This window comes from Myxococcales bacterium, assembly GCA_016703425.1.
Taxonomy (GTDB): Bacteria; Myxococcota_A; Polyangia; order Polyangiales; family Polyangiaceae; genus JADJCA01.
Window position 1 is genome coordinate 274,797 of record JADJCA010000007.1, and the last position, 25,909, is coordinate 300,705.

Annotated in this window: 22 protein-coding genes and 1 pseudogene; 11 read left to right on the plus strand and 12 right to left on the minus strand. The window is 68.5% G+C overall.

Features of this window, described 5'->3' with window-relative positions:
• The first annotated feature begins 67 nt into the window (after nt 1-67).
• Nucleotides 68-2,356, plus strand: a complete 2,289-nt coding sequence (locus IPG50_13140) for a PQQ-dependent sugar dehydrogenase (GenBank protein MBK6693130.1) — start codon at nt 68-70, stop codon at nt 2,354-2,356.
• A gap of 123 nt (nt 2,357-2,479) precedes the next feature.
• Complete coding sequence (locus IPG50_13145) at nt 2,480-3,535, plus strand: hypothetical protein (GenBank protein MBK6693131.1); 1,056 nt, start codon at nt 2,480-2,482, stop codon at nt 3,533-3,535.
• A 16-nt stretch (nt 3,536-3,551) separates the two neighbouring features.
• Here IPG50_13145 and IPG50_13150 read toward each other — a convergent pair whose 3' ends face one another.
• Nucleotides 3,552-4,766 carry a urate hydroxylase PuuD gene (locus IPG50_13150; GenBank protein MBK6693132.1) on the minus strand — a complete coding sequence of 405 codons (1,215 nt, stop codon included), beginning with the start codon at nt 4,764-4,766 and terminating at the stop codon, nt 3,552-3,554.
• A 147-nt stretch (nt 4,767-4,913) separates the two neighbouring features.
• On the opposite strand from IPG50_13150, the gene IPG50_13155 reads away from it, so the two are divergent.
• Nucleotides 4,914-5,234: a high-potential iron-sulfur protein gene (locus tag IPG50_13155; protein ID MBK6693133.1), complete on the plus strand. Its 321-nt coding sequence runs from the start codon at nt 4,914-4,916 to the stop codon at nt 5,232-5,234.
• 52 nt (nt 5,235-5,286) lie between these two features.
• Here IPG50_13155 and IPG50_13160 read toward each other — a convergent pair whose 3' ends face one another.
• On the minus strand, nt 5,287-6,207 hold the full coding sequence (locus IPG50_13160) for a hypothetical protein (protein ID MBK6693134.1): 921 nt from the start codon (nt 6,205-6,207) through the stop codon (nt 5,287-5,289).
• Between the two features lie 261 nt (nt 6,208-6,468).
• Here IPG50_13160 and IPG50_13165 point away from each other — a divergent pair.
• Nucleotides 6,469-7,033, plus strand: a pseudogene (locus IPG50_13165) (gamma-glutamylcyclotransferase).
• Between the two features lie 100 nt (nt 7,034-7,133).
• On the plus strand, nt 7,134-7,508 hold the full coding sequence (locus IPG50_13170; GenBank protein ID MBK6693135.1) for a hypothetical protein: 375 nt from the start codon (nt 7,134-7,136) through the stop codon (nt 7,506-7,508).
• A 30-nt stretch (nt 7,509-7,538) separates the two neighbouring features.
• Here IPG50_13170 and IPG50_13175 read toward each other — a convergent pair whose 3' ends face one another.
• The 5 genes from IPG50_13175 to IPG50_13195 all read right to left on the minus strand — a co-directional run bounded on the left by IPG50_13175 (nt 7,539) and on the right by IPG50_13195 (nt 14,186).
• Nucleotides 7,539-8,162, minus strand: coding sequence for a carbonic anhydrase (locus IPG50_13175; GenBank protein MBK6693136.1), 624 nt, complete (start codon nt 8,160-8,162; stop codon nt 7,539-7,541).
• A complete protein-coding gene (locus IPG50_13180) occupies nt 8,162-9,337 on the minus strand; it encodes a homogentisate 1,2-dioxygenase (protein ID MBK6693137.1) in 1,176 nt (391 codons plus the stop codon). The genes IPG50_13175 and IPG50_13180 overlap by 1 nt, the downstream gene beginning before the upstream one ends.
• Nucleotides 9,334-10,491 (minus strand): VOC family protein, encoded by a 1,158-nt coding sequence (locus IPG50_13185; protein ID MBK6693138.1) that lies wholly within the window; start codon nt 10,489-10,491, stop codon nt 9,334-9,336. Before IPG50_13185 ends, IPG50_13180 begins: the two co-directional genes overlap by 4 nt.
• Before the next feature lie 114 nt (nt 10,492-10,605).
• Nucleotides 10,606-11,541, minus strand: coding sequence for a trypsin-like serine protease (locus tag IPG50_13190; protein MBK6693139.1), 936 nt, complete (start codon nt 11,539-11,541; stop codon nt 10,606-10,608).
• Nucleotides 11,542-11,696: 155 nt separating this feature from the next.
• Nucleotides 11,697-14,186 (minus strand): protein kinase, encoded by a 2,490-nt coding sequence (locus tag IPG50_13195; protein MBK6693140.1) that lies wholly within the window; start codon nt 14,184-14,186, stop codon nt 11,697-11,699.
• Nucleotides 14,187-14,486: 300 nt separating this feature from the next.
• Between IPG50_13195 and IPG50_13200 the strand changes: the two genes are divergently transcribed.
• A complete protein-coding gene (locus IPG50_13200; GenBank protein MBK6693141.1) occupies nt 14,487-16,151 on the plus strand; it encodes a CTP synthase in 1,665 nt (554 codons plus the stop codon).
• A gap of 68 nt (nt 16,152-16,219) precedes the next feature.
• Nucleotides 16,220-16,870, plus strand: coding sequence for a YkgJ family cysteine cluster protein (locus tag IPG50_13205; protein ID MBK6693142.1), 651 nt, complete (start codon nt 16,220-16,222; stop codon nt 16,868-16,870).
• 46 nt (nt 16,871-16,916) lie between these two features.
• Here IPG50_13205 and IPG50_13210 read toward each other — a convergent pair whose 3' ends face one another.
• The 5 genes from IPG50_13210 to IPG50_13230 form a co-directional block, all read right to left on the minus strand.
• Nucleotides 16,917-17,360, minus strand: a complete 444-nt coding sequence (locus IPG50_13210; GenBank protein ID MBK6693143.1) for a hypothetical protein — start codon at nt 17,358-17,360, stop codon at nt 16,917-16,919.
• 270 nt (nt 17,361-17,630) lie between these two features.
• Nucleotides 17,631-18,341 carry a murein L,D-transpeptidase catalytic domain family protein gene (locus tag IPG50_13215; GenBank protein MBK6693144.1) on the minus strand — a complete coding sequence of 237 codons (711 nt, stop codon included), beginning with the start codon at nt 18,339-18,341 and terminating at the stop codon, nt 17,631-17,633.
• Nucleotides 18,342-18,510: 169 nt separating this feature from the next.
• Nucleotides 18,511-19,185: a hypothetical protein gene (locus IPG50_13220; protein MBK6693145.1), complete on the minus strand. Its 675-nt coding sequence runs from the start codon at nt 19,183-19,185 to the stop codon at nt 18,511-18,513.
• 7 nt (nt 19,186-19,192) lie between these two features.
• Nucleotides 19,193-21,064, minus strand: a complete 1,872-nt coding sequence (locus tag IPG50_13225) for a PQQ-binding-like beta-propeller repeat protein (protein MBK6693146.1) — start codon at nt 21,062-21,064, stop codon at nt 19,193-19,195.
• A complete protein-coding gene (locus IPG50_13230) occupies nt 21,061-21,900 on the minus strand; it encodes a HEAT repeat domain-containing protein (protein ID MBK6693147.1) in 840 nt (279 codons plus the stop codon). Before IPG50_13230 ends, IPG50_13225 begins: the two co-directional genes overlap by 4 nt.
• Before the next feature lie 103 nt (nt 21,901-22,003).
• On the opposite strand from IPG50_13230, the gene IPG50_13235 reads away from it, so the two are divergent.
• Genes IPG50_13235 through IPG50_13250 form a run of 4 tightly spaced genes read left to right on the plus strand, consistent with a single transcriptional unit; the run spans nt 22,004 to nt 25,878 of the window.
• The gene (locus IPG50_13235) at nt 22,004-22,627 is read left to right on the plus strand and encodes a hypothetical protein (GenBank protein ID MBK6693148.1); all 624 of its coding nucleotides are present in this window, start codon (nt 22,004-22,006) and stop codon (nt 22,625-22,627) included.
• Nucleotides 22,624-24,351 carry a DNA mismatch repair endonuclease MutL gene (gene mutL / locus IPG50_13240; GenBank protein ID MBK6693149.1) on the plus strand — a complete coding sequence of 576 codons (1,728 nt, stop codon included), beginning with the start codon at nt 22,624-22,626 and terminating at the stop codon, nt 24,349-24,351. The genes IPG50_13235 and mutL overlap by 4 nt, the downstream gene beginning before the upstream one ends.
• A complete protein-coding gene (gene miaA / locus IPG50_13245; GenBank protein ID MBK6693150.1) occupies nt 24,338-25,255 on the plus strand; it encodes a tRNA (adenosine(37)-N6)-dimethylallyltransferase MiaA in 918 nt (305 codons plus the stop codon). The genes mutL and miaA overlap by 14 nt, the downstream gene beginning before the upstream one ends.
• Complete coding sequence (locus tag IPG50_13250; protein MBK6693151.1) at nt 25,237-25,878, plus strand: helix-turn-helix transcriptional regulator; 642 nt, start codon at nt 25,237-25,239, stop codon at nt 25,876-25,878. The genes miaA and IPG50_13250 overlap by 19 nt, the downstream gene beginning before the upstream one ends.
• Nucleotides 25,879-25,909 lie beyond the last annotated feature (31 nt).

Here is a 25,909-nt window from a genome sequence, read left to right on the forward strand (position 1 = left end):
CAGGCTGCGAAATTCGGCTCCCGCAAGTCCTGATTCGACGTCGGCCGCCCGATGGTAACCTCCGCCGATGCATCGCTCGGAGCGCTTCGGGATCGTCCTTGTGTTTACCCTGGCGGCGTCGGCCGCCTGCGATGAGACGCTCGACGCGACGCCGGCGCCCGCCGACGCCGGGTCCGCTATCGATGGCACCGCCGACGGCGCGGTGCCGCCCACGCCATCGCCTTACGGCCTCGATGTCCGCCCTGCCAACACAACGTGCCGTGCGCCAGCGCGACCGCCGCCGCCGAGCGGCGTCGTCTTCGAGAACGCGTTTCCCGCGGCCATCACGTTCGCCGCGCCCATGAAGATTCGGCAAGCGCCCGGCGAGCCGGGCAACCTCTACGTCGCCGAGCGCGGCTCTTCGACGACGGTGCCCGCGAAGGTAAAGCGCGTTCCGCTGAGCGCACAGACTCCCAGCGACGTGAAGGACTTCGCCCTCGTGCCCGTCAACCCGGCCGGCGAAGGCGGCCTGCTCGGCATGGCGTTTCACCCTAAATGGGCCTCGAACCGCACCGCCTTCTTCTCGTACACGCGCACTTACGCGGCCGGCACTGACGGCGCACCGCCCGACTCGAACGCCGGCGGCCCGATCAACTCGGGCCTGACCTCCATCGTGTCGCGATGGACCAGCGCCGATGGCGGTCTCACGGTCGGCAGTCCCGTCGAGGTCTTTCGGCGGGTGCAGCCTTACTCAAACCACAACGGCGGCGACATCGACTTCGGTCCCGACGGGTACTTGTATTTTGGGCTCGGCGACGGCGGCAGCGGCAACGATCCGCTCGGCAGCGGCCAGCGCCTCAACACCGTGCTCGGCAAGATTCTGCGGTTCGACGTCGACGGGGCCCCGCCCTACACGATTCCGCCGACGAACCCCTACGCTTCAAGCACGGGGCCCGAGAAGAAGGAGATCTACGCCTCCGGGTTTCGCAATCCGTTCCGGTGGAACTTCGACCGCGAGACGGGCGACTTGTGGGTCGGCGACGTGGGGCAGAGCGCGTGGGAAGAGATCGACAAGGTCAAGCTCGGGGGCAACTACGGGTGGAACACCTGCGAAGGCTTCCACAAGCGAGGGAGCACGACGGCGCTCTGCGCAACGCCTGGCCTCAATGATCCCGTGGTCGCGCACGGTCGCTCCGAAGCCACCGTCATCACCGGCGGCATCGTGTACCGCGGCAAGGCCATCCCCAGCCTCACAGGCACGTATGTCTACGCCGACTACGGCACCGGCAACGTGTGGGGCATCGTCTACGACGGCGCCGGTCGCGCCACCTCCAAGCCGCTCGGCCGGGTGCCGAACCCGGTCGACTTCACCGTCGACGCCGACGGCGAGCTCTACATCGCGTCGCTCACGACGGGACGCATCCTCAAGATGAAGCCCGACACGGCCATGACGACGCCTCCGAGCGCGTTCCCCGACGCGCTCTCAAAGACCGGCTGCGTCGACGCGAGCGACCCGAAAAAGCCGGCGAGCGGACTCGTGCCCTACGGCGTCCGCTCGCCGCTCTGGTCGGACGGCGCCGAGAAGGAGCGCTTCTTCGCGCTCCCCGAAGGCGGGACCATCACCGTCGGCGCCGATGGCGACTTTGACTTTCCCCGCGGCACCGTGCTCGTGAAGACGTTCCGCGCCTTCGGCAAGCTCCTCGAGACGCGGCTCTTCGTCCGCCACGACGACGGGGAGTGGGCAGGCTACAGCTACGAGTGGAACGACGACGGCACCGACGCTCAGCTACTCCCGGCTGGAAAGACGCGCGCCTTGGCGGGCGGCGAGTCGTGGACGTACCCGAGCCGAGCGCAGTGCGTGCAGTGCCACACGACGGCGGCCGGCGGCTCCCTCGGTCTGGAGCTCGGACAACTGAACGGCGACTTCGTCTACACCTCCACGAACCGCGTCTCGAATCAGCTCGCCACGCTCGAGCACATCGGCGTGCTGGCGGCCCCGGTCGGCGATCCCGCCAAGCTCGCGCGCTACCCGGAGCCTTCGGGCACCGAGCCGGTGGAGAGCCGTGCGCTCTCGTACCTCCACTCAAACTGCTCGCATTGCCACCGACCGGCCGGTGGCGGCGGCGGCGCGATGGACTTCCGCTACGGCCAAGGGCTCCTCGCGACGAAAGCGTGCGGAGCCAACCCCGTCGGAGGCAACTTCGGCGTCGCCGCCGCGAAGGTGCTCGCGCCGGGCAACCCCAACGAATCGATGATTTCCATCCGCATGCGCGCCGAGGACGCGAAGCGGATGCCCCCCATCGGCGTCCGTATTCCCGACGCGAAGGGCGCGAGCCTCATCGACGAGTGGATCACTTCGGTGACGAGCTGCCCGTAGCGGAGCCGGTCCGAAGAGGGTGCGCGGGGCGCTCGACCGATGCCCCAAATTGGGGCACCCACGGCCTCGGCCAGCGCAATTCGCAGGGTTTCTCGCTGGCGTGAGCGTTGCTCCACGGAGGCCATGACGAACATTCCGACCTGGGGCCGCGTCGTTTCCGAGCCGCACGAATACCTGATTCATACACGCGGAGGCCGCATCGTCCGGCACGGCCAAGGGCTCGCGTGTTTCAAGTGGCCGTCCGACAGCGTCGCGGTCGTTCCGACGTCGATCGCAAAGCTGTCGTTTCGCGCCGATCAGGTGACCCTCGAGAAGACCGGCGTGGAGGTCAGCGGCCTCGCCGTCTATCGCATCGCCGCGCCGCTCCTCGCGTACCGGATGATGGACAGAAATCGCGAGTCCCTGACGGACATCCTGCGTGAAATGTTCGTCGGCGCCACGCGACGCATCGTGTCGAGCCTGACCCTCGATGAGTGCATCACGCACCGAAAGGAGCGTGTTGCCGCCGCGCTCTTGGAGGAGGTCGGGCCCGTGTTGGCAGGGAGCGGCGCGAGCGGAGAGACCACCGATCGGGGCTGGGGCGTCATCCTCGACACGGTGGAGATTCAGGACGTGCGCGTGCTCTCGCAAGACGTGTTCGCGCGCCTCCAGGCCCCCTTTCGTGAAGGACTGGCCCTCAAGGCCCTGCGTGCGAAAGACGAGGTCGAGCGGGAGGAGGCGCGACTTCAGGCCGAGCGACGCATGACGTTGGAGCGAACACGCCTCGCGCTCCTCCATGAAGAGCGGGAGCGCGCCCTTCTCGAACGAAGCCACGAGCTGGAGCGCGAAGCTCACCAGGCGGCGATGCTGGAGCGCAAGCAGCAGGGTGAGCTGGGCCGTCTTCTCGATCAAGCGAACGCGGAGCGAGAGCGCGCCGCCATCGAGCTCGAGGCGCGTCGCCGCGCTGAAGAGCAAGACATCGAGCTCGCGCGAAAGAGGCGCGAGGCGGTCCCCGATCTTTCGCCGGCGCGCCTCGAAGAGCTGCTGGTGACAGAGACCATGCCGCGCGTCGCGGAGGCCTTCCGCGGCTCCTTTGACCGCATCAACCTTTCGGCGGGAGGCGAAGGCCCGCTCTTCTCGTTCCTCTCCTCAGGCCTCGAGCAGGTGCTCGCTTCCACGAGAGCGTCCCGCGCGCGATAGCCGCCGGTGCGAGTCGCTACTCGACGCGTGCGCCCTGCGCCACCCACCGACCGAGGATCGCGCGCTCTTCGTCGGTCATGCCGGTGCGGTTCGCGAGCGGCATCGTCTTGGCCAAGACGGCGCGCGCCATGATGCGATCGGCGTAGAGGTGAATCTGCTCGGGTGCGTCGAACACGACGCCGTTGGGCGCCGTCGTAAAGACCGCGTCTTTCGGCGTCGCCGAGTGGCACGTGACGCAACGCTGCTGAAGGACGGTTCGCGCCTCGCCGAAGGTCACAGGCGGCCCCCCGCGAAACGCGGCCATCGCGTCCACGCCGCCGCGCGGCACCAGCAAAAGGTACAACGCCACGATCGACGCGGTCAGCACCGCGGCGAGCGTCGGCTTCCAAGCGGGGAACGTGAAGCGGATGTTGAGGACATGGCGCACCGACGCGCCGGCCACCATGAGGACCCCAAGGACGACGGCGCGGTGCGCGTGGCCGAAGGTGCTGGAGAAGTGGCTGCTCAACATCAAGAAGAGCAGCGGAAACGTCATGTAGTTGTTGTGGATGGAGCGCTGCTTCGCGCGCCACGAGAGGCGCGGATCCTGGTCGCGCCCCGAGACCGTGGCTGCGACCAACTCGCGCTGCGACGGGATGATGTGGAGAAAGACGTTGCCCGCCATGCATGTGCCGAGGAGCGCGCCCACGTGGATGAACGCGGCGCGACCGCTCAGCCGCGACGTGAGAAAGGCGACAGCGCCGGCCAAGAGCGCCAGCGAGAGGAACGTCGTGAACCGCTCGAACTTGGCGATCGGAGTCCGCCACATGAGGTCGTAAACGAGGAGGCCGCCGAAGACGGTAGCAAGGCCCAGGTGCGTCGCCGTGCCGGGCGTCAACACCGACACGCTGGGGTCGACCAAGAGCGCGCCCCCGCCCATGTAGTAAACGAGCACGAGCAGCGCGATGCCGCTCATCCACGTGGTGTACGCCTGCCACTTGAACCAGTGCAGCATGGCGGGCATCTGCGCCGGCGCGAGCGACTTCTTCTCGACCTCGTAGAAGCCACCCGAATGGACCATCCAGATGACCCCCACGTGACGGGCGTCCGCGCCAGCCCGCTTCTCGAGGTTGCGGTCGAGCCAGTTGAAGAGCATCGAGTTTCCGACCCACATGATGCCGGCGATGAGGTGAATCCATCGGGCGATGAGGTCGAGTAGCTCGCGGGTGGGGGCGTCGATGAGGGTGTGCATCTGTGGCGAACGCGGCGTTGGCCGATGGGCAGCCGATAGCTCAGGCGGCTTTTGGGCACCAGGAGTCGTTGCATGCCGCGGGAGGCGTGGGGCGCCGACCGCTCGTAACTCGACCAAGCGCCCCCGAACCCACTACGCTCTCTCGCCATGAGTGAACGCGTTTCCAGGCGGGATGCCCTGAAGAAGGTGAGCTTGACGGTCCTAGCGGGCGGCCTCGGAGGCTTCGGCGCCCTCGGCTGCGGCAAGAAGGACCTCACATGCACGGACGTGGCGGGCCTCTCGGCCGACGAGGCCTCGGCGCGGACGACGCTCGGGTACGTCGACAAGTCGCCGGACGCCGCAAAGAACTGCGCCAACTGCCTGCAGTACACGGCGGGCCAGCCGAACGCGTGTGGCGCCTGCAAGGTCATGAAGGGGCCGATCCACCCGTCCGGCTACTGTAAGGTCTGGGCCCAAAAGCCCGCCTAGCGCCGCCTGACGCCCTCGACGCCGCTAGGGGAAGTCGCGGCCCGCTGCGGGCCTACTTTCCGCACTCGGTGGGCTTCACCGCGGGCTTCTGCGCCTTGCAGGTCCCGCCGGTGCCGCCGTCGGCGGGAAGCCCGCCGTCGCCAACCTTGAGACAGCTCACGGTCGCGCACTGGAGGTCATTCTCGCAGGTGGCGCCACCGGGCCCGCCGGCAACGCACTTCTTCGTGACCTCATCGCAATAGTTGCCGAGGCCACACTCGAGCGTGCGGACGCGCTGGCATGGGGCGCCCACTGAGAGGGCGGTCTTGCAGACGCCGATCCACGGCGCGGGCCCCGCCGGTGTCACGTCACAGTAGAGTCCGGCCGCGCACAGCGCGTCGAGGTCGTCCTTGATCTCGCAAGCGGCACCGGCCGGCAGAATGTGGGTCGTCTTGCACTTCGAGGCGTTGCACGACACGAAGGCATCGGCCGTGTCGTTGAGCTTGCACTGGTCGTCACGCGTGCATGCAGCGCCTTCGCCAACTTGGCCCGCGAAGATGCGGCAGTTCTTGAACGCGCGCGCCGCCTCCGTGAAGTCATCAACGACCCAGAAGCACTTGTCGACGATGGGCTTGAGCGAGTTGAGGCAGGCGTCGATGCGGGCGCCATTGAAGGTGGCCTGACCAGCTTTGACTTCAGCCACGTTTTGCTCGCAGTCGGCCTTCGCACGCCGGAGGCAAGTCGCCTCGTCGAAGCCGCTCGACTTCTCGCAGCAGGCCTTTCGCAGCTCGCAGACCTTCGGAGCCGTGGTCTCGCAGACGTTGTCGAGCGTGTAGACGCCGTCGGGGACGGGCCCGGTGGACGTGGCGTCACCGCCTGCGTCGGAAGGGCCCACTCCGAGCGGCGACTCGCTCCCGCCGCACCCGGCCAAGCCCATCGCGAGCGCCAGCGTCATGCCCAACGGTGCCCAAGCTCCACGACCCCAACGCCTCATGAGTGCCTCCGGCGCGCCGTCCCTTCATGTCTCGTGCCACCCCCGTCGTAGCAACGGCCATGCGCCCGCGATGACGCCGCGGCAGGCAATTTCGCCTCGGCGCGACACCGCGGTCGGTGCGGAAGGGGGTGCGGAACACGGAGGGCCGACGGGCTTCGTGAACGGCCGGCCACGGCCGGAGCCTCGTTGCCCTTCACATCCCAAAGCACGCGCAAACACACCGGGCCGGGGGCTCGTGCCTCCCGTTCGCGCTTGGGGTCCATTGCAACGACGGCGGCCTGGCGTTCCGCTATAGAGGTGCCCGTCGTGCCTTCGGTGTGGGTCTTCGCGTACGGTTCGCTGCTCTTCCGGCCGGGCTTTTCGCACCGTGCGGTTCGGCACGCGACCGCCCTCTGTCGGGCGCGCCGCTTCTACCAGGGTTCGCCGGACCACCGCGGGACCCCAGACCTTGGGTCGCGTCGTCACCTTGGTCGAGCAGCCCGGAGGTCGGTGCGAAGGCCTGGCCTACGAGCTGCCGAGCGAGACCCGCGAGACCATCCTGCGGGAGCTCGACCTACGCGAGAAGGGCGGCTACGAGCGGACGGTCCTTTCGCTTTGGAGCGGCGACGGCGAGCCGCTCGAGGCGGTCACGTGGATCGCCGGAGCAAACAACCCGTATTGGCTCGGTCCCGAGCCTTTGGACGCCATGGTCGACCGCATCCGGCGCGCTCATGGCCCGAGCGGAAAAAACCGCGACTACGTCCTGTCGCTGCATCGAGAGCTCGAGCGCCTCGGCATCGAGGACGCCCACGTGCGCGAGCTCGCGACGTTGCTCACCGGACCCTAGACCGCGCGACGTGCGGCGCTTAGACGCGCGCGCAGCGCGTTTCATGCAGACCGCCGGAACTTTCTCCGAGGGTGGCTTTCCAACGCTCGGGAGGTCACTCATGGGCGAATTTTTCCGCGACGCAGGCTGGGGCATCTACCCGGTGATGTTGTTTGGGGCTCTCGGTTTTCTGGCGGCCCTCGCGCACGCCGCTCTGCCGCGCCGCGATCGCTTCGCGTTGGCCGTCGGCCTCGCCGTGGCGACGGTCTTGGCGGGATGCCTCGGCGCCGTCGTCGGCGTGCAGACGTCGGCCGCGGGCTATTCGCTCGCGGGAACGCCGCCGTTGCACCTCTTCCTGGTGGGCCTGCGCGAGTCGCTCAACAACATGGTGGCCGCGCTGGTGTTCGCGACGGTGCAGACGCTCATCGCCACTTGCGGGGCTGCCCGGCAAGCGCGAAACGAGAACGTGGGAGCGGCGCGCGCCGCCGCGGCCTGAGTCGCCGCTTGGTGCCGAGACGCGCCCGCGCTACCGCGCCGCGTCGAGCGGTTGGAACTGCCCTTCCGTCGGGTTGTAGTCGAAAATGCGGCCCGACTTGATGTCGAAGATCCAACCGCTGACGCGCAACGTCCCTGCCTCGAGGCGCTCGTTGACGAAGGCGTATTGGCGCAAGTGCTCGAGCTGCATGAGCACGTTCTCCTCCACCGCCGCCATGAGCTGAGCTTCCGGCGAGAGATCGCTGTAGCGCGACTCGATGACGTCTCGCACGCGCTCCGTCTCCGCGAGCCACCGACGCACGAAGGGAAGGTTCGCCATGCGCTCCGGGTGAAGGATGGCGTCGATGGCGCCGCACTGCGTATGACCGCACACGATGATGTCGTCGACCTTGAGGACGCTCACGGCGTATTCGAGCGCCGCCGCCGTGCCGCCCGGTAGATCGGGCCGCGGGATGACGTTTCCGACGTTGCGCACGATGAAGAGCTCACCGGGCGACGCGTTGACGATGAGGTTCGGCACGACGCGCGAGTCGGAGCACGTGACAAAGAGCGTCTCAGGCTGTTGCCCCGTCGTGGCGAGGCGCTCGAAGAGCTGCTTGTGATCGGCGAAATAGTTTTCGCGAAACTCGTGGATGCCTTTGACTAGCTTTTGCATCAGTGAGCGCCCCAGGAGCCGTGGTACCCGGGCTCTTCGAGGTTTGCCGCCTGCGCCGTGGGCAAGAGCGGCAAATACGTATCGATCATCACCGCCAGCTCGTCGGTGCGGGTGGCACCGATCGACGCCTCGTAGGCGCCGGGGTGAGGCCCGTGCGCAATGCCCGCCGGGTGCAGCGAGATGGCACCGGGACCAACGCCGCGACGGCTCGTGAAGTTGCCTCGCAGGTAGAGGATGACCTCGTCGCAGTCGACGCTCGAGTGCGGATACGGACAAGGGATCGCCTGAGGATGGAAGTCGACGAGGCGCGGAACGAAGGAACACACGAGGACGCCGCGCGCGGCAAACGTCGTGTGAATCGTCGGCGGCAAATGAACGAGGCCCGTCTTCGGCTGGTACTTGAGGATGTCGAACGCGAACGGGTACACGGTGCCATCCCAACCGACGACATCCATCGGCGGAGTCTCGAGCACGTAGCGCGTCGTTCGGCCGCCCTTGCGTACGAACAGCTCGCGCGGTCCTTCGAGAGGGCCCGTCGCCGAGGCGATGGGCCCGCGGGGTCTCACGAAGTCGCGATGCGTGTAGGGCGCATCCATCTTGAGCTGGCCCACGGGGTTACGAAACTGCTCCGGCACGTGCATGCCGCCGTGGAGCTCGAAGCCCATGAGCCGCAGCGGCGCGTCGATATGCCAGCGATGGATCAACGAGCGCGGCACGAAGACGTAGTCGTTGGCCTTCACGTCGAGGAAGTCGCAGGGCGATTCGAGGCGCCCCTCTCCTTCATGGATGAACCAGAGCTCGTCACCGTCGCCGTTGGCGAAATACGCGTCGTCGGTCTCCGTCGGGCGCGCCAAGTGCACGGTCACGTCGGCGCTCGTGAGGATCGGCGTTCGGCGATCGAGGAGCTGCCCCCCGGCGGAAACCCGCTCCGACGCGTAGAGGCGGCGTTTGAGCGGATGCGACGCGCCAAGGTCGGCCTGCGCGCGCGGATAGCCGCGCGTCGTCTCCGTCACCTCGCGATGCGGGGTGATGGGGTTCTGGTGATAGAAATACGTGAAGGCGTCGGCGAAGCCCCCGCGCGTGAACATCTCTTCGTAGTAGAGGCCACCGTTCGCCGTGCGAAACGCGGTGTGCGGCTTGTCGGGCACCAGGCCCTGCACCATGCGGTCGATCACGAAGCTCGCCCCGCAGCCTTCTGGGCCCGCTCGATGCTCTCGAAGAGCGCGCGGAAGTTGCCGTAGCCAAAGCCCTCGTCGCCACAGCGCTGGATGATTTCGTAGAAGAACGGACCGGCGCGGCGGTCGTCGTACATCGAGGCGGCTTCGTGCATGAAGATCTGGAGCATGTACTTGTCGTGGGCGCCGTCGACGAGGATCTGCTTCTTCTCGAGCTCGGTAAGGGCCGCCTTGACGTTGGAGATTCCGAGCTTGGCGAGGCGCCCCGGCAGGTCTTCGTAATACGACTTGGGTGTCTTCATGAAGTCGACGCCGCGCGCTTCGAGCTCCGGCACCGACCACAAGATGTCGTCGACGGCGAAGGCGACGTGCTGGACGCCGTTGCCGACGTTGTCTTCGACGAACTTGGCGATCTGCGAGTCGCGGAAGAACGGCCGGAGCGGCTCGTTGGTGGCAAACTTCACGCCGCTCTCCGGGTGCCACATGACGATGGAGCGGAGGCCCGAGCCGCTGGCCCGCTCTTTGGCGACGTCGCGCGTGTGGAAGCTGATTTCCCAGAAGGGCTCGAAGCCGAGGACGTCGCGGTACCAGGCGATGATCGGCTGCATCGTGAGGCCGTTCGAGGTCGCGTGATCAACGGCGCGAATTCCAAAGCGGTTCGGCGGGTCGGTCGAGTGACCTTGGCCGACGTCCACGAAGCCCGGCGCGAAGGCGCCGAAGTTCTTGCGCTCGACGAACCGAAAGGCGACGTCGCCTAGCGGGGTGGCGATCTCGAAGGACCGGTACGTGCCGCCGGCCTCGTCTTTGAACTCGAGCGGCTCGCTCAAGAACGTTCCGCCGCGCCCATCGAGAAAGTCGGCGGTCTTGTCGAGGTCGTCGACGGTGAACGAGAGGCTCATGACGCCGGCCGGGTGGACCTTGAGGTACCGGGCCGCCTTCGACGTCTGCGTGAGGGGCGTCGACACACAAACGCGAACCTTGCCGGCGCCGAAGACGGCCGACTGCTGACCGCTTCGCTGCACGAGCGCATCGCCGGCGCGCGCCACCTCGGCGAAGTCGAGGACGTCGCGGTAGAACTTCCTTGAGCGTTCGAGGTTCTCGACCACGAAGTGGAACGAATCGAAGCCGGTGATTCCGCAGTGTTCGCGCGCCATAGCCGCGCAGTCTGCCACATGGCGGGGGCCGCTGAAAACGCTCGCCGTCGACAATCCGGGGGGCCGGCGGCGGGAAACGAAGGGGCCCGCGCGAGGCGGCACCGCTCGCGGAGCTCAGCGCGCCGCGAGCGGAGCAACAAGCCTCGCAGAGACTGGCGCGTAGAATTCGCCCAGGACGCTGCACCGCCCATCGCGCCCCTTCTTCGAGCCGCTAACGACCCCCAGGATTTCGTATTCTTCGACGGTCCCAGCGCGACGCGCCACGAGGGGCCCGCCGGAGTCGCCGTCGCACGGCTGAGCCGTGTCCGGGGCGGCGTAGACCTCGCCGCCGGGCAAGAGCTCGTAGCCGTAGAGCGACGTCAGCGCGCCGCGCGACGCCGTGACCCAGTCGCGCCCCTCCGAGGCGGTGAGAAGCGTTTCCATCGCGTCGAAGGTCGGAAACAAGGAAGGCAGAGCCTTGCCTTCCACGGCGCGCAACCGAACAGACCCTGCGCGCCTCGTGCCGCGAACGCGGCCGTCGTAGTCCTGAGCGCCAAAGCCGACGGCCCACAGCCGGAGTGCCACGCTTGACGCAGAAAGCGCATCGTTGGCCAAAGGCAACGGGGCCACGTCGTCGATGGGTTCCGCCAACGTGTAGACGGCCACGTCGTGACCGAAACCCACGTACCCGCCTTCGTGGGGCTCCAGCCGCTCCACCTTCGTGAAGCGAACCACTCGCCGCGGGCTGTGAACGTCGAAGCCAACGGCGAAGCCCACGTCGCGATCGACGACGTAGGGCGCCTCGGCGGCGGTGGCTTGGACGCAGTGCTTGGCCGTGAGGACGCGGTCGCGCGCGATGAGCGTCCCGGTGCACTTGCCGTCGAAGGTCGTGGGCCCGTAGATGAAGCCCACGCTCCCAATCGCGTCGGCTCTTGCATCGGTGACGTCGAAGCCATCGAGGATCGCCCCCTCTTCGACGTCCTCGCTCTCACGCGTGGCCCCGCAGCCGGCCGCCAACGAGCCCGCCGCGGCGACTACGGCTACGAGCAAGCTGCGCGAAGGAAACATCATGGCGACCCCAGGTCCAAGTGCATCAGCGATGCCAAAGGCCCCGGCCCTCCCCGCAGCCCTGGTTTCGCGCCGGGACAACGAATTGGCGACCCGGCGATCCAGGGACGCGGGGGCTCGGGAGACGCTCGGAGCCCGACCACCCCCAAGCTGGGCCGTCACGCCTCCCGGGAGGCCCGTTCGGGGTTGAGCAACAAGGACAGCCGGGACGCAGCCTCCGCCACCCGATCCCTGAGGGTCCGGTCCTCAATGTGCGTGGCGATGGCCTCGACCACTTGCAGGAAGTAGAGATTCGTCACGCCACGATCCTGCGCGACCTTCTCGAGGTCGGCGGTGCGGGCCAAGAAGTCCGCCGTCTGGCCGCGGGCCCACGCGCAGAGGATGCCGAGCGCCTCGGCGAAGAGGTAGCCGTCGCCCGAGGCCTCCGCCTCCTTTCGCCGCTCCCCTTCTTGCGAGAGCTCCGCTTCCGCGCGCGCGACGTCGCCTCGCTGCAACGCCTCAAGGCACCGCGAACAGCGGAGGTGCATTCGCGTTCGCGCTCGGGCACCGGAAGCGCGCGCCTCGGAGATGAGCGGGATCAGCGCCGCGGCGCCTTCGCGATCGCCGAGCGCCAAGAGCGCATGAACCTCGTTGTTCGTCGAGAGCAGCTCGTGGTCGAGCGAGAGCTCGCCTTGCGCAGCCTCGCGCGCGCGACGCGGGTGCGGCGCCGCCTCGGCGTAGCGGCCCTGAATGAGCAAGGCTGCGCCTCGGTTGTGCTCCGCGATGTAGAGGAGCGAAGGCGAGTCGGCTCCCGCGAGCATCGTGGCGGCGCGATCGAGGACCGTGGTTCCCTGCTCGGCACGACCCGGGATCTCGAGCAGGAGCCCTCCCCAAGCCACCATGGCCCTCACCTCGAGGAGCGTGGCTCCCGATTCGACGGCGAGCTTGGACGCGCGTTCGAGCTGATCGCGTGTGACGTGTTGGTCCGCGTTGGCCGTCGCGAAGGCCACGAGCATGGCCCGAAGAAACACCTGGAGCGGGCTCAGCGGCAGCGTCTCCGCATCGCGCAACAGCAGCAGCTCGTCTTTCGCGCGCGAGCGCGGCACGTCCCCGAGGAGCGCCCGCGCGCACCAATCGGCCATGAGGAGCGTCGTGCGCATCGACGTCCGCCGCGCGCCCGTGCCCAGGACGCCGGAGAGGTCGGGCGCGGCCTCCCACGCGGCTCCCGCGAGCGCCTCGACGAGGCGTGTGCTGACCGTTCGGCAGCGCTCTCCGTGACGGCGCGCCGCCTCTTGCGTCGTGAGCGACAGGCCGATGGCGCAAAAAACAGCCGCCAGCTCAGGCTCGATGACCGAGAGCCACGCTTCGTCGGGGCAGTCGGCGCGCGCGACGAGGGCGCGCGATGCGCGCGGCACGATAAGCGTGGCCAACGCGGCGCGAGCCTCGGGACACGACAGCCGCGCGAGGACGTCGGTGGCGGCGCGAAAGTCCAAGCGCAAAGCGGAGGCGATGCCCGCCGCCAAGCCACCCCACTGGGAGTGGCGTTCGCGTCGAGCGAGCGCATCGAGCATCGCGAGGTCGAGCGCGTGGAGGCATCCAAGAAGCGCGGCCACGGGCTCATCGTCGAGGCGCGTTAAACGCCGCGTGCCGAAGAGGCCTGCGGGCCTACCGGGCCTTAGCGATTCGGGCGCGCCGGAGGGCGGATGAACGCTCGGCGGGATCGAACGCGGCGGCTGGCTGGGCCGCCGCGAAGCCGGCAACGTCGTGGACATGGGCGGGGCGCTCGGCCGCCTCCGGCTCGGAGCCTCGCTCGCGCCAGTCGCCAGCTCATCGGCCGTGACGGGCGCCGTCTCAAGCTCGGAGATGAACCGCACCGCTGCGTCGCCTCGGGCGAAGCGCGCCGACGGATCACGCGCGAGCATTCGCACGAACAAGTTCGCCAGCGGCTGGTCCACGCGGCCGTGAAGCGCGGGATCGCCACCGAGCCGGCCGGCGAGCTGATCGCTGATGGTCTCTCCCGGATAGAGGGGCCCCTGGCCCAGGAGGTCAAAGAGGACAAGCCCCGCCGCGTACACGTCGGTCGCCGGAGACGCCCGACCACCGGCGACGAGCTCGGGCGCCAAGTACGCCGGCGTGCCGACGACCGTGCCCTCGTGGGTGTCCATCTCGCCGATACCTTCACGAAGCTGGGCCCTTCGTTCATCGCGAGCGATGCCGAAGTCCAAGAGTCGCACGTCATGAAGCCCCGCGAGGCCACCGGGCACGATGACGTTCGACGGCTTGATGTCGCGATGCACGATGCCCGCCAGGTGCGCCTCCGCGAGCGCCGAGAGGAGCCCCCGGGCCACGCGTAGCACTTCGTGGGGCAACAGCGCTCGGCCGAGGGAAGCGGTCTCGAGCGGCACGCCGTCGATGAGCTCCATCGTGAGATAGTGGCCGAGCTCTTCGTCGCGACCGAAGTCGTGAACGCGCGCGATGTGACGCGACTTGAGGCGCGAGAGCGCGAGCGCCTCGTGGCGAAAGCGATCGAACGACGAGAGCTCCCCGTGGGCAATGAGCTTGAGCGCGACGTCACGCGCTGTCGACAGGTCGCGAGCGCGGTACACGGAGGCGAAGCCGCCCGTTCCGATCAACGCTCCAAGCTCGTACCTGCCGGCAACTCGAACCATCCACCCCAATCCGTTCAGGCGCCGCGAGCGGCATGCCCCAATGTGCGCGTGGCGGGTTAGCACGGTCTCTGGGTGCCCGAAAGCTCGACTGGCGCGGTGAATCTGCGGCGCCGCCGCGCCCGCCGTGCCGACCGACGCGCGACGCAGAAAATTCCGAAGCCCGCGAATCTCGCGAACGGTTGTGCTTTGTGCTATCCGGCTGTCATCGCGGGAGCACCGAAAGCGGCGGTGCGGGGAGACCGAGTCCAACCAATTTCGCCCGTCCGAATCCTCGGGCCGGCGTGACAGGAGCGAGGGTCGATGAGCCGGAAACCGACGAAGTACGTGTTTGTTACCGGCGGCGTCGTCTCGTCCATTGGCAAGGGCTTGGCTAGCGCGTCCGTTGGAGCCCTCCTCGAAGCGCGAGGTCTACGCATCACCCATGTGAAGCTCGACCCGTACATTAACGTCGACCCGGGCACGATGAGCCCGTACCAGCACGGCGAGGTCTTCGTCACCGACGATGGCGCCGAGACGGATCTCGATCTCGGGCACTACGAGCGCTTCACGACGGTGCGCATGACGCGGGCCAACAACCTGACGACGGGCCGCATCTACGAGGCGGTCATCTCGAAGGAGCGGCGCGGTGAATACCTCGGCGCCACGGTGCAGGTGATTCCGCATATCACCGACGAGATCAAGGCGCGCGTGCGCGACGCCACGAGCGGCGTCGACGTTGCCATCATCGAGATCGGTGGCACCGTCGGCGACATCGAGTCGCTGCCGTTCCTCGAAGCGATCCGCCAAATGAAGATCGAGGCGGGCCCGCAGAACGCCCTCAGCATGCACGTGACGCTGGTGCCGTACATCCCTACGGCCGGCGAGCTCAAGACGAAGCCCACGCAACACTCCGTCAAGGAGATGCGCGAGATCGGCATCCAGCCCGACATCCTCATCTGCCGCACGGAGCGACCCCTAACGCGGAGCACCAAGGAGAAGATCTCGATGTTCTCCAACGTCGCCGTCGAGGCCGTCGTCTCGGCCATCGACGTCGGCTGCATCTACGAGGTGCCCCTTTGGTTCAACAAGGAGGGGCTCGACTATCTCATCTGCGAGCGGCTCAACATCTGGAGTCGCCAGCCTGATCTGTCGGCGTGGCAACGCACCGTTGACCGCTTCACCCGACCGGCGCGCGGCAGCGTGACCATCGGCGTCGTTGGCAAGTACGTGCACCTACGCGACGCGTACAAATCGCTCCATGAGTCGCTGGTCCACGGCGGCCTTCAGAACGAGTGCAAGGTCGAGCTCGAATACATCGACTCGGAAGAGATCGAACAGGCTGGCGCCGAGGCGAAGCTTGCCCACCTCGACGCGATCCTCGTGCCCGGTGGCTTCGGCGACCGGGGCACCGAAGGAAAGATCTCCGCGATTCAATACGCGCGTGAGAACAAGGTTCCGTTCTTTGGCATTTGCCTCGGCATGCAGCTCGCCGTCGTGGAGTTTGCGCGCCACGTCGCCAACCTCGCTGGCGCGAGCTCCACGGAGTTCGACAAGGACTGCGCCCACCCCGTCATCGACTTCCTCCCCGACCAACGCGGCACGCGCAACAAGGGCGGCACGATGCGCCTCGGAGCTTTCCCCTGCTCGCTGAAGCCCGGCACCATCGCCGCCGAAGCCTACGGCGCCACCGAGATCTCCGAGCGCCACCGGCACCGCTACGAGTTCGCCAACGAATACAAAGACCAGCTCGAGGGCGCGGGCCTCGTCCTGTCGGGCACGTCGCCCGACAAGAAGCTCGTCGAAATGGTCGAGCTGCGCGAGCACCCCTATTTCTTGGGATGCCAGTTCCACCCCGAGTTCAAGAGCCGCCCGGCGCAAGCGCACCCGCTCTTTGCGCGCTTCGTGAAGGCGGCCCTCGAGCGCCAAGCCCTCCGCACGCGCGGCCAAGAGGGCAAGAAGCCCACGCCGCAACCGGAAGTCAACTGACGGGTGGAGTCGCCGCCGCGTCGTTCTTGCGCGACGCCCAATCCTTTATTGCAGCCGAGCCTGCGCTCGTGTCACCTCTCTTCCGCATGCGCGTCACACGCCCCGTCGTTCGCTCGTTCAAGGCCGCTTACGCCCGCGAGGCCATCGCTCACGTTCGCCAAGGCGGGCTCGCCATCTTTTGGGAGTCGGAAAAGCGAGCGCGCCTCGTGTTCCAAGAGCCGCGCGAAGGCAACGATCAAGACCTCGGCGAGTGGGCGCTCTTGGACTTGGGCAAGCAGCGCTTTGACGTCGAGAGCCGCGGCGCCTTTCGCGGCCTCGCCACCTCGCTCGTGCCGCGCGAGCACCACGACATCGTAGAAGGTTGGGTTCGGCGCGACTCGGTCTGGCGAGGCGCCACGCGCAAGGTCTCCTTCGACTGCCTCGAGTGTGGGGCGTGTTGCCGCGACAACGAGGTGGTGCTGCAGAAGGTCGACATCGTGCGCTTTCAGAAGGGCGGCCGGCCGGACCTCCTCAAGAAGCCCTACGCGCGGCGGCGCCGCGACAAGAAGATTGTGCTGACGCTGCTCAAGTCGAAGGACTGCCGGCACCTCCAAAAGGACAACAAGTGCCGCATCTACCCGCTGCGTCCCGACGCGTGCAGCTTGTTTCCCGTGGCGAGCGAGTGTTGCCTCTTCGCGCGGGAAGAGGAGCTCGGCCTCGTCGACGGTGCCAGAGACTGAGGCGGAGCGCGCTTTCGCTCGTGGACGGTCGACGGCTTAGAGCACTCTAGCTCACGTCGTCGCTGAGCCACGCGCGGGCACGCGCGCGCGATTGAACGACGGGCCACGTCGGCGGGACGGCGCTGGGCAAGGGCGGCGCCTTCACGGCGGGCCGCGGCGCACTGGGCGTCGCAGCGCGCGGTGGGAGCGGCGCACGCGCCGCCAGCGGCGGCGTCCCTCCCTTGGGCGCGCTCCTCGCGACGGGCGGCGGCGCGGCGGCCCGCTCGACGACGGGTTTGGCGAAAACGCGCAGCGCCGAGGGGACCTTCGCCGGCGGGAGCAACGTGGTCGTGCGCGGCGGAGCTGGCGCCGCGCCGACGGCGGGCGTGCGCTGCTCGCCCGTTGGAGCGACCGGCGGCGCGACGCGCTGCACGTAGCTCTCGAAGAGCTCGCTCGACGGCGGCATCGACGGCGCGGGCTCGATCTCGAAGGGATCGCGCAGCGTCAACATGCGGGGTCGCGGCGCGAGCGGCGTCGCGGAGGAATCGGGGCGCGGCGGACCGGAGGCGCCGGAAGAGCCTGGCTGTCCCGGGCTGGGAGCGGAACCAGTTCGCGGACGAGGTGCACTTCGCATGGGGGCCTCCGAGCTCGCTCCTTGTGGCGAGCGCCCCACCGCTATCACGAGCGCAAGCGTGATTTACGCGCGCTTTTCGCCCCCCATCCGCTCCTGCTGCGAAAACGCGCAACGCCAGAGCAATTCAAAGGCGTCTCGCGACAGGCCTCACGGGTCGCCTCGACCCGCCCGCTCGATGTAGAGGACGCTTCCTCCCTTCAGCCGCCGAATGATCGCCTCGCGCATGTTGTTGGGGATCGCTGGGCAACCCCAGGAGCGCCCCTGCTTCGCCGAGCCCTCCTCGACGTAGTCGGCGCTGTGCATCACCACCGCTCGCGACCGTGCGTTGCTGTTGGTGTCCGACACGCCATCGAGGCGAAGCGACAAACCGTGATTGCCTTGGTAGGTCTCCCCCGTGAGGTAGAAGCCCACCGACGAGGCGTTGGAGCCCGAGACGTTGCTGAAGCGCCGCGCGTAGCCAGTGTGGTCGGGATCGCTACCGGAGCCGTGCGCCACCACGTGAGCGTCGACGCGCCCCGTGTCCATTTCGACGATGAAGAGGCGCTTCTTCGACGAGTGCCGCGAAAAGTCGATGACGCTGAGGTACCGGCGATTGGTCACGCGCTCGCGATTGAGCTCCCAGAAGGCGACGGCTCGGTAGAGAAGGTCGCGCGGCACAACGCGGTCCGGGTCAAGCTGGGGGAAGCGCTCCACCATGTGAGCCTCGTCCTCCGCCGTCGGTTCTACGAATCCGTCGATGGTGAGCGCGCTCTCGTCGGCGGCCGGCTCGCCACCCGAATCGTCGTCTGTCGCGGCAACGGAGCACGCGGTCAATCCGAGGAACGCCAGAACAACCAGTGAGTGAGTCGAGAGCCGCATGCCCAGCGCTAGAGCACGGACCGCACCACCGCCGGCGATCCACCAAGAGCGGAGCTGTGCGCTGGCGTCGCTCAAACGGGCGCCCTTGGGCGAACTTTCCGCCGGTAGCTAGAGGTTCCGTCGCACCGCGGTGACGGACGGAGACACCAACCGCCCCCGAATCGGAACGTCAGTCGTCGCTTCGCTGCCCCACGAAGTGGTCGTCTTTGTCGGAGAAGAGGACGTTGAAGGTCGTGAGCGAGCCGTAACAGGCGGTGACGTATTGCTGCATCTGCACCTTCTCGTCGTCGCCGAGCTGAGGGTGCGCGTTGATCTTTTGTTCAAGCACGCGGAGCTTGTCCCGCACCATGACGACCTTATGAAAGAAGCCGTCGATGGGGATGCGCTTCTCCTGAGTGCCCTCTTTGCCCGGTTTGATGATGACCTCGCCGCCGACGAACCGTGCCGCGAGCGGCGCGTCCCCGACGCCAAGCTCGTCGCGAATCACGGCCCTCAGAATTTGGCGAAACTCGTTCTTGTCCATGTCGAGAAGCTCCTCGGGAATGTCGAAGTCGGTGGGCTGGGACGGCACGATGGCCCGCGGCGCCGTGGCGCCGGGCGAAGACGAGCGCGCCCGCGCTGGCGTTCCACGAGCACCGCGCGCCTCCGCCCGGCGTTTCGCGGCGATGAGGTCGTCGAGCTTGGCCCAGCTCGAGCAGGTGTTCGTCTCGTAGATCGGCGCCGGCCAAACGTTCAGGAGGCACTCGCCGGTGCGGCGCACCTCACCTTTGTCGTCGATGGTCTCGACGACGTGAACGAAGCGGGCGCAGGTGGCACATCGGCCGTTCAGATCAGGTCGGTCCACGGAGCGCTCACTTGGCCGGTGGCTTCTTCTTCGCGTCAGGTTTCGCGTCCGGTTTCGCGTCCGGTTTCGCGACCGGTTTCGGCGTCGCCGCGTCTTTGGATGCGTCGCCGGCCCCGTCTTTGGGGTGGGTGTTGGCCTCAAGAACCGATTGGATCCGGGCCTTGAGCGTCTCGGCCATGCTCCCGCGCGCAAGCGCCGCGTCGACGGTCGCCTTGCCGTCCTTGCCGCCGACGCGCAGGAGCGCCTGCGCGACGCTCGTGACGGCAAGCTCCTGATCGTCGCCCTGCGCCGTGCCGTGGTACATCGCGAAAAACTGACGAAGCTCCTTGGCGTCGTCGGGGCGAGCCACGGTGGCGAGGGCCGCGGCGATGTGCCGAAGATCCGCGTCAGGGGTGGCCGGATCGAGCAGGTGAAGGACGAGCACCTGCGCGGCGCCGGGTTCCTTCATGCGGCCAAGCGCCTGCGCGATGGGGCCCGACGGCGGCGGAATGAGCACGTCGGACAAGAAGTCGTAGTGGCGGCGGAGCGCCTCGATCATGAAGCGGCCGCCGTTTCGCCTCCCCGCGAGTGACGTCCGCGCGTCCGCGGCGACGGGAACGGGCGTCTTTGAATCGGACACGAGATCGATGAGCGCCTTGGTGGCCACCTCGTCCTCGAGGGTCGCGAGCTCGCGGAGGAGCAGCCGGTGCGCGGTCGCTAGCTCCGCGTCCTTCTTTCCGAGGACGTCGGCGAGCTGCTGCGCGAGCGGAGGCGCGGCAGCATGGGGAACGCGGAGCTCATCCATCCCAACGACGCACGACTGAAGCGCTTCTCCGGCATCGAGCTCCCGCGCCACGCCGCCTGACTGGGCGTCGATCACCGCGACCTTGCCCGACGCATCGCACACAGCCATAACCCCGCTGCCGGCGACGCCGCCGATGACGTCGGCGGGCCGAGCGAGGGCCCAGGTGAGTTGCCCGCGCTCGGCGCGGAGTCCCATGACGAGGCGGTAGTAGGTGGCGAAGTAGCGCCCCGAGTCCAACGTGAGGGCACCTTCGCGATCGGCGGCGCGTGCGTAGAGGCGAATGCGATCGCGAGCGCCAGCGATGATGGGAAACTTCGTCTCTGGCGCCGAAAAAAGCGTCGGCGAGCCGGCTAGTTCGCGCGGCGGCACGGTCACATGGGAGGCGCGATTTTGCGACGCGAACCGCGTCTTGTCGTCGAAGCGAAAGATCCCCACCTCGCCGAAGTAGAGATGACCGCCCGCGGTCCACGCGTGGCTCGTCTTCTCGCGCACGAGGATGCGCGCCAGCTCGCTGCCGGACTTCGCGTCGATGGCGCTCACGTATTGCGAGCCCCACGGCACGAAGACGACGCCGCTCAGCATCGCTGGTGTTCCGAGGGAGACGTCGGTCTCGGTTCGCGATACGACGCGGCCGTCGCGGCTCACGACCACGAGCAGCGAGCCCTTGCCGTGACCGAGCACGACGGCCGTCAACGCGCCGTCGTCGCCGGCGCCGCGGAGGCTCCCCGGCGACGACGCGGTCCACACCTTCTGGCCGCTCTTCGCGTCGAAGGCCACGATGTTGCCGCCGCCGGTGGCCACGACGAGCGAGCCCGTCAGGACCGGGCGCGCGTCGAGCGCGTAGCTGGTCGTCCACTTGGCGCTGCCGTCGAGCGGCACGCCGATGAGCTTGCCGTTGGCGACGCCGACGGCCACGTCGGTCGCGCGGACCACGGGTGCGCCCTTCAGGCGCGACCAGAGAGTGGCGGCCGACGCGCCTTGGTCATCGTTCCACTCGCCGAAAGGCGACGTGCCGCCGCCGACGAGGGGCGCGCCGCCGCACGCGACGACCATGGTGGAGACGGCCGCGAGGCCGGCGAGCGAAGGCAGCTTCACGATGCACCTCCCGCCGTCGCCGCAATGGCCTGCTCGATGGCCTGCTTCAGCCGCGGCGACGCAGCCTTGAGTCGCTTCTGCACGTCGCGGAGGAACTTGTTGGCCTCCGGCGTCCCGAGCTCGCGAATGCGCCCGATGACCTTCACCTTGACGTCTTCGGGGACCTCACCGGTCGGCCGGAAGAGGATTTGGTCGAAGCCGCCGGTCATGACCTCGAAGGGCTGGCGGCCAAGTCGCCCTGCGAAGTCGTCGCAGTCCTTGGGCAGGCAAAGTTGTCCGATGCTGGCGGCCGCCTCAGCGACCTTGTGATCGAAGGCGATGAAGAGGTCCGGGAGCGCTTCCTTTGCCTTCATGGCCCCGAGGGCGGACGCCGCGGTGCCGCGGACCATGCCGTCGGCGTCGTGGAGGCGAGCTCGGAGCGCCTTGACGGCCACGGGCCCGCGAAGACGCCCGAGGGTCTGCATGGCCAGTCGTCGCAGCTTCACGTCCCGATGAACGCCGTAGTGCGCGACGGCGGGAGCTGCGCTCTCCGCTTCCAGGTCACCGAGCGTCTCGAGAGCGGCCTCCGTGAGCGCGCGCGACGCGCCGCGGTCGAGGATGGCTGCGATGTCGGTCGCGAGGTGCGACGCCGCCGGACCGGCGATGCGAACCTCGTCGAGGGCCGACTGCACCTCCGCGGGATCGTCGGACTTGAGCTTCTTGGCGACGTCCGGTGACACCGTGACCGCCGCGCCGCGCGGCGGGGCAGGCTTCTTCGGCGGGTCCGCCGAGACGTGGGGAGACACAAGGAGGGCCGCGAGGACGAGCACACGGCGGAGCGGGCCATTGGCGTGCATGACCGGCGCGATCTACCACGTCTCGGAGCCGCGGTCTTCGCGCCGTGGCCCGCCGAGTTCGGTCGCGTCCCCGGCCCCGCGGCGGCCGTGCTATCTCGGCCCGATGCAGGCGCCGAAACGGCCGTTTTACCTCCTCGTCGCGCTCGTCGTGGCTTGGCTCTTCGGCGTTGGCGGCTGCACGCAGGGGACCTACATCATTGGCTCCTACTGGAGCCCGGTGCCGGACATCGCCGAGATCGCGGGCCGCGCCCACGGCGACGACGACAAGAAGGCGCTCGCCGACGCCACGACCCGCTGCTTCGCGGCGACCGACGCGGCCAAGCCCAAAGTCTTCCCCCTCGGCGTCGCGTCGCTGGTGCTCGGCATCGCGGTGGTGCTCTTCGCGGCCCGTTCGCTCGCGGGCAAGAACTCGGCGCGCGTGTTCTTGGTGCAGCTCATGCTCGCGCAAGGGCTCTTCGTCGTCGTTCGCGATCTAGCCACGCGCGAGATCGGTGCGGCATGTTTTGACGTGGAGCGTCTCGTTCTGAAGCTCGACCTTCAAAACAAGAAGGCCGACGCCACCGTCGTCGATCGACTCACGCCCGCGCTCCGCGACAAGGCCGCGCTCGGCGCGACGGCGGCGCGCACGGCGGGCGCGGCGCTCATCGTCCTGGCGCTGATGCGAAGGCGCACGCGCGACTACTTTGATGCCGCCGAGCGCGCGCAGACGGAGCGGGATCGGGCGTGAAGATCCGGCGACTCTCGAACGACCTCGCCAACCAAATCGCCGCCGGCGAGGTCGTCGAGCGCCCCGCGAGCGTCGTCAAGGAGCTCGTGGAGAACTCCGTCGACGCGAACGCCACCCGGGTTCGTGTCGAGATCGCGCAAGGTGGCCTCGCGCTCGTTCAGGTGTCCGACGACGGAGAAGGCATGGCGCGAGACGACGCGCTCCTTTGCCTCGAACGGCACGCCACCAGCAAGATCGCCCGCGCCGAAGATCTCTTCTCGCTGCGCACCTTCGGCTTTCGCGGCGAGGCGGTCCCGAGCATCGCGTCAGTCTCGCGCTTCACTATGGTGACGCGCACGCGCGAAGACCCCGAAGCCACGCAGCTCGACGTGGAGGGTGGTGGCGACGCCAAGGTGCGCCCCGCCGGAGCGAACGTCGGCACGACGATCACTGTGGCCGACCTCTTCTTCAACGTCCCGGCGCGTCGCAAATTCCTGAAGAGCACGGGCACCGAGGGCGCACACGTCGGCGAAGTCGTGCTGCTCGCCGCCTTGGCGTGTCCGCTCGTGACCTTCACGTTGGCCCGCGACGGGCGTGTGGTCCGCGAGTATTTGCGTGCCACGTCGCGCGAAGACCGCGTGCGGCAAGCGCTCTCGGCGGAGCGACTCGTGCGTGCGATTGGCACCTGCGGCCCGCTCACCATCGAGGCGCTCTTGGCGGCTCCCGAGCGAGCTCGCGCCGGCGCCAGCGGCCTGCACCTCTTCGTCAACGGCCGCCCCGTGCGGGACCGGTCCTTGGCGCGCGCCGTGGCGCAAAGCTACGGCTCCGTGTTGGAGGGGGGCCGCTACCCTATCGGCGTCGTCTACTTGGATCTCGCGCCCGAGCTCGTGGACATCAACGTGCACCCTCAGAAGGCCGAGGTCCGCTTTCAAGACGCGCGCGCGCTCTTCGACGCGATCGTGCGTGAGCTCCACGGTCAGCTCGCGACGGCATTTGCTCTCCCGAGCGTCGGGCCACCGTCGTACGCACCGGCCTTCTATTCCGGGGCGCGGCCATTCCCCGACGCGCCCGCCGCCTCGACCCCGTCGTTCGCCTCCTCAAGCGAAGAGCTCCCGCTCTCCGAGGGCGGCTCCTTGCCCCAAGCGGGCCTCTTCGAGAAGACCCGCGGCTTTTACGCGAACCTCGCGTTTCTGGCGCAGCTTCGCGGCACGTTCTTGCTGTGCGAGGGCGAGGACGGCCTGTACATCCTCGACCAACACGCCGCCGCGGAGCGCGTCACCTTCCATCGGCTGCGCGAGGCCTATCGGTCGCGTTCTCTGGCCATGCAGCGTCTCTTGGTCCCCGAGGTCCTTGAGTTGACGGCTGACCAGGTGGCCGCGTTCGAAGAGAACGCGGAGCGCGTCGTGTCGCTGGGCCTCGAGGTCCGCGCGGCAGGCCCGACGGCGGTCGCCGTGCACGCGGTACCGACGCTCCTCGCGCGCGCCACGCCGCGCGAGCTCGTGACCGATCTTGCGGCCGAGCTGTCGCGCGACGCGACGCGCCCCTTCGAAGGCGCCGTCGACCTGGTGCTCGCCACCATGGCGTGCCACGGTTCGGTCCGCGCCGGCGATGCCGTCGGCGAAGAAGAGGCCCGTGCGCTGCTGCGCGCCCTCGACGAAGTCGACTTCGCGGGGCACTGCCCGCACGGTCGCCCCATCGTGTCGCGACTCCCCTTTTCGGAGCTCGAGCGCCGTGTCGGTCGCTGAAGCAGCGCTGTCGCGCGTGTGCGCCGTCGCGGCAGAAGCGCCGTCCGCTTGGCTCGTCCTGGTGGGACCGACGGCCAGCGGGAAGAGCGACCTCGCGTTGGCTGCCGCCTCCGCCGTGGGCGGTGAGATCGTAAGCGCCGACAGCGTGCAAATCGTCCGCGGCTTCGACGTGGGTTCGGGAAAGCCGACGCCCGAAGAGCGCTCGCGGATTCCGCATCACCTCATCGACGCCGTCGACCCGCTCGAGAGCATCGACGCGTCACGCTTCGCGACCATGGCCGACGAGTCGGCTCGCGACATCGAGCGCCGAGGCAAGCGCGTCATCGTGTGCGGCGGCACCTTTCTTTGGGTGCGCGCCCTCGTCTGGGGACTCGTCGACGCTCCCGCGGCGGACATTGCCATTCGCGACACGCACAAGGCCTTCGCCTTGCGCGAGGGGCGCCCCGCGCTGCACGAGAAGCTCGCGAACGTGGACCCGGCATCGGCGGCGCGCCTCCACCCGAACGATCTCGTCCGTGTGAGCCGAGCGCTGGAGGTCTTTCAGACGACAGGCCAACGCTTGAGCGACCTCCAGGCGGGTCACGGCTTCCGCACAGCGCGTCGCGCCGTCCGCCTCTTCGGCGTCACGCGGAGTCAAGACGAGCTGACGGCGCGCATAAGGGCGCGCGTTCGCGCGTGGCTCACGGGCGGGTGGGTCGACGAGACGCGTGCGCTCTTGGACGCGGGCTTCGGCGGAGCAAGAGCCATGTCCTCCGTTGGCTACCGGGAGGTCGCGACGCACCTCCGCGGTGAGCTGCCGCGCGAAGCGCTCGAGGAGGCCATCGTGCGCGCGACGCGGGTGTACGCGCGGAGGCAGCGGACGTTCTTGAAGCAAGCGGAGGTCGAGTGGCTTCCCGCGCCGTAAAGTCCGCCAAGACGCGGCGTTACCACCACGGCGACCTCAAACGCGCGCTCGTCCACGAGGCCCGCGCCATCGCGACGGAGCGCGGCGCAGAGGCGCTGACGGTGCGCGAGCTCGCTCGGCGCTTGGACGTCGCGGCCACCGCCAGCTACCGCCACTTCACGAGCAAGGACGCGTTGCTCCGGGCTGTGCGGGTGACCATCGCTGCCGACATCGCGGAGCGCATGGCGCGCGCCGCTGACGCCGCCACGGCGGGGCGACGCAGCGCCCGCGCCACGGCTCGCGTCCTCGCCGCGGCGACGGCCTACGTCGACTTCGCGTGGACGCACGCGTCGCAATTCGCCCTCCTTCGCGCGCCGCGCGGCAGCGGACCGCGCACGCCGTTCGCGCCGCTCGTTGTCCTCGGCGCGCTCATCGACGAGGCGATCGCGGCGGCCGCGCTGCCCGCGGAGGCGCGCCAGGACGGCGCGAGTCAGCTCCTCGCTTTGGCCCACGGCGTGGCGGCGCTTACGTTAGAGGGCGCCTTCTCGATGGGGTCGTCGCTCAAGCGACGGGAGCGACTGCGCTCGCTGCTCAGCACGACGCTCCGCGGCCTCCGCGAAGGGCGGCGGCGTGGCTCGGCGTAGACCACCCGAGGCGCGCCAATCGTGCGACGAT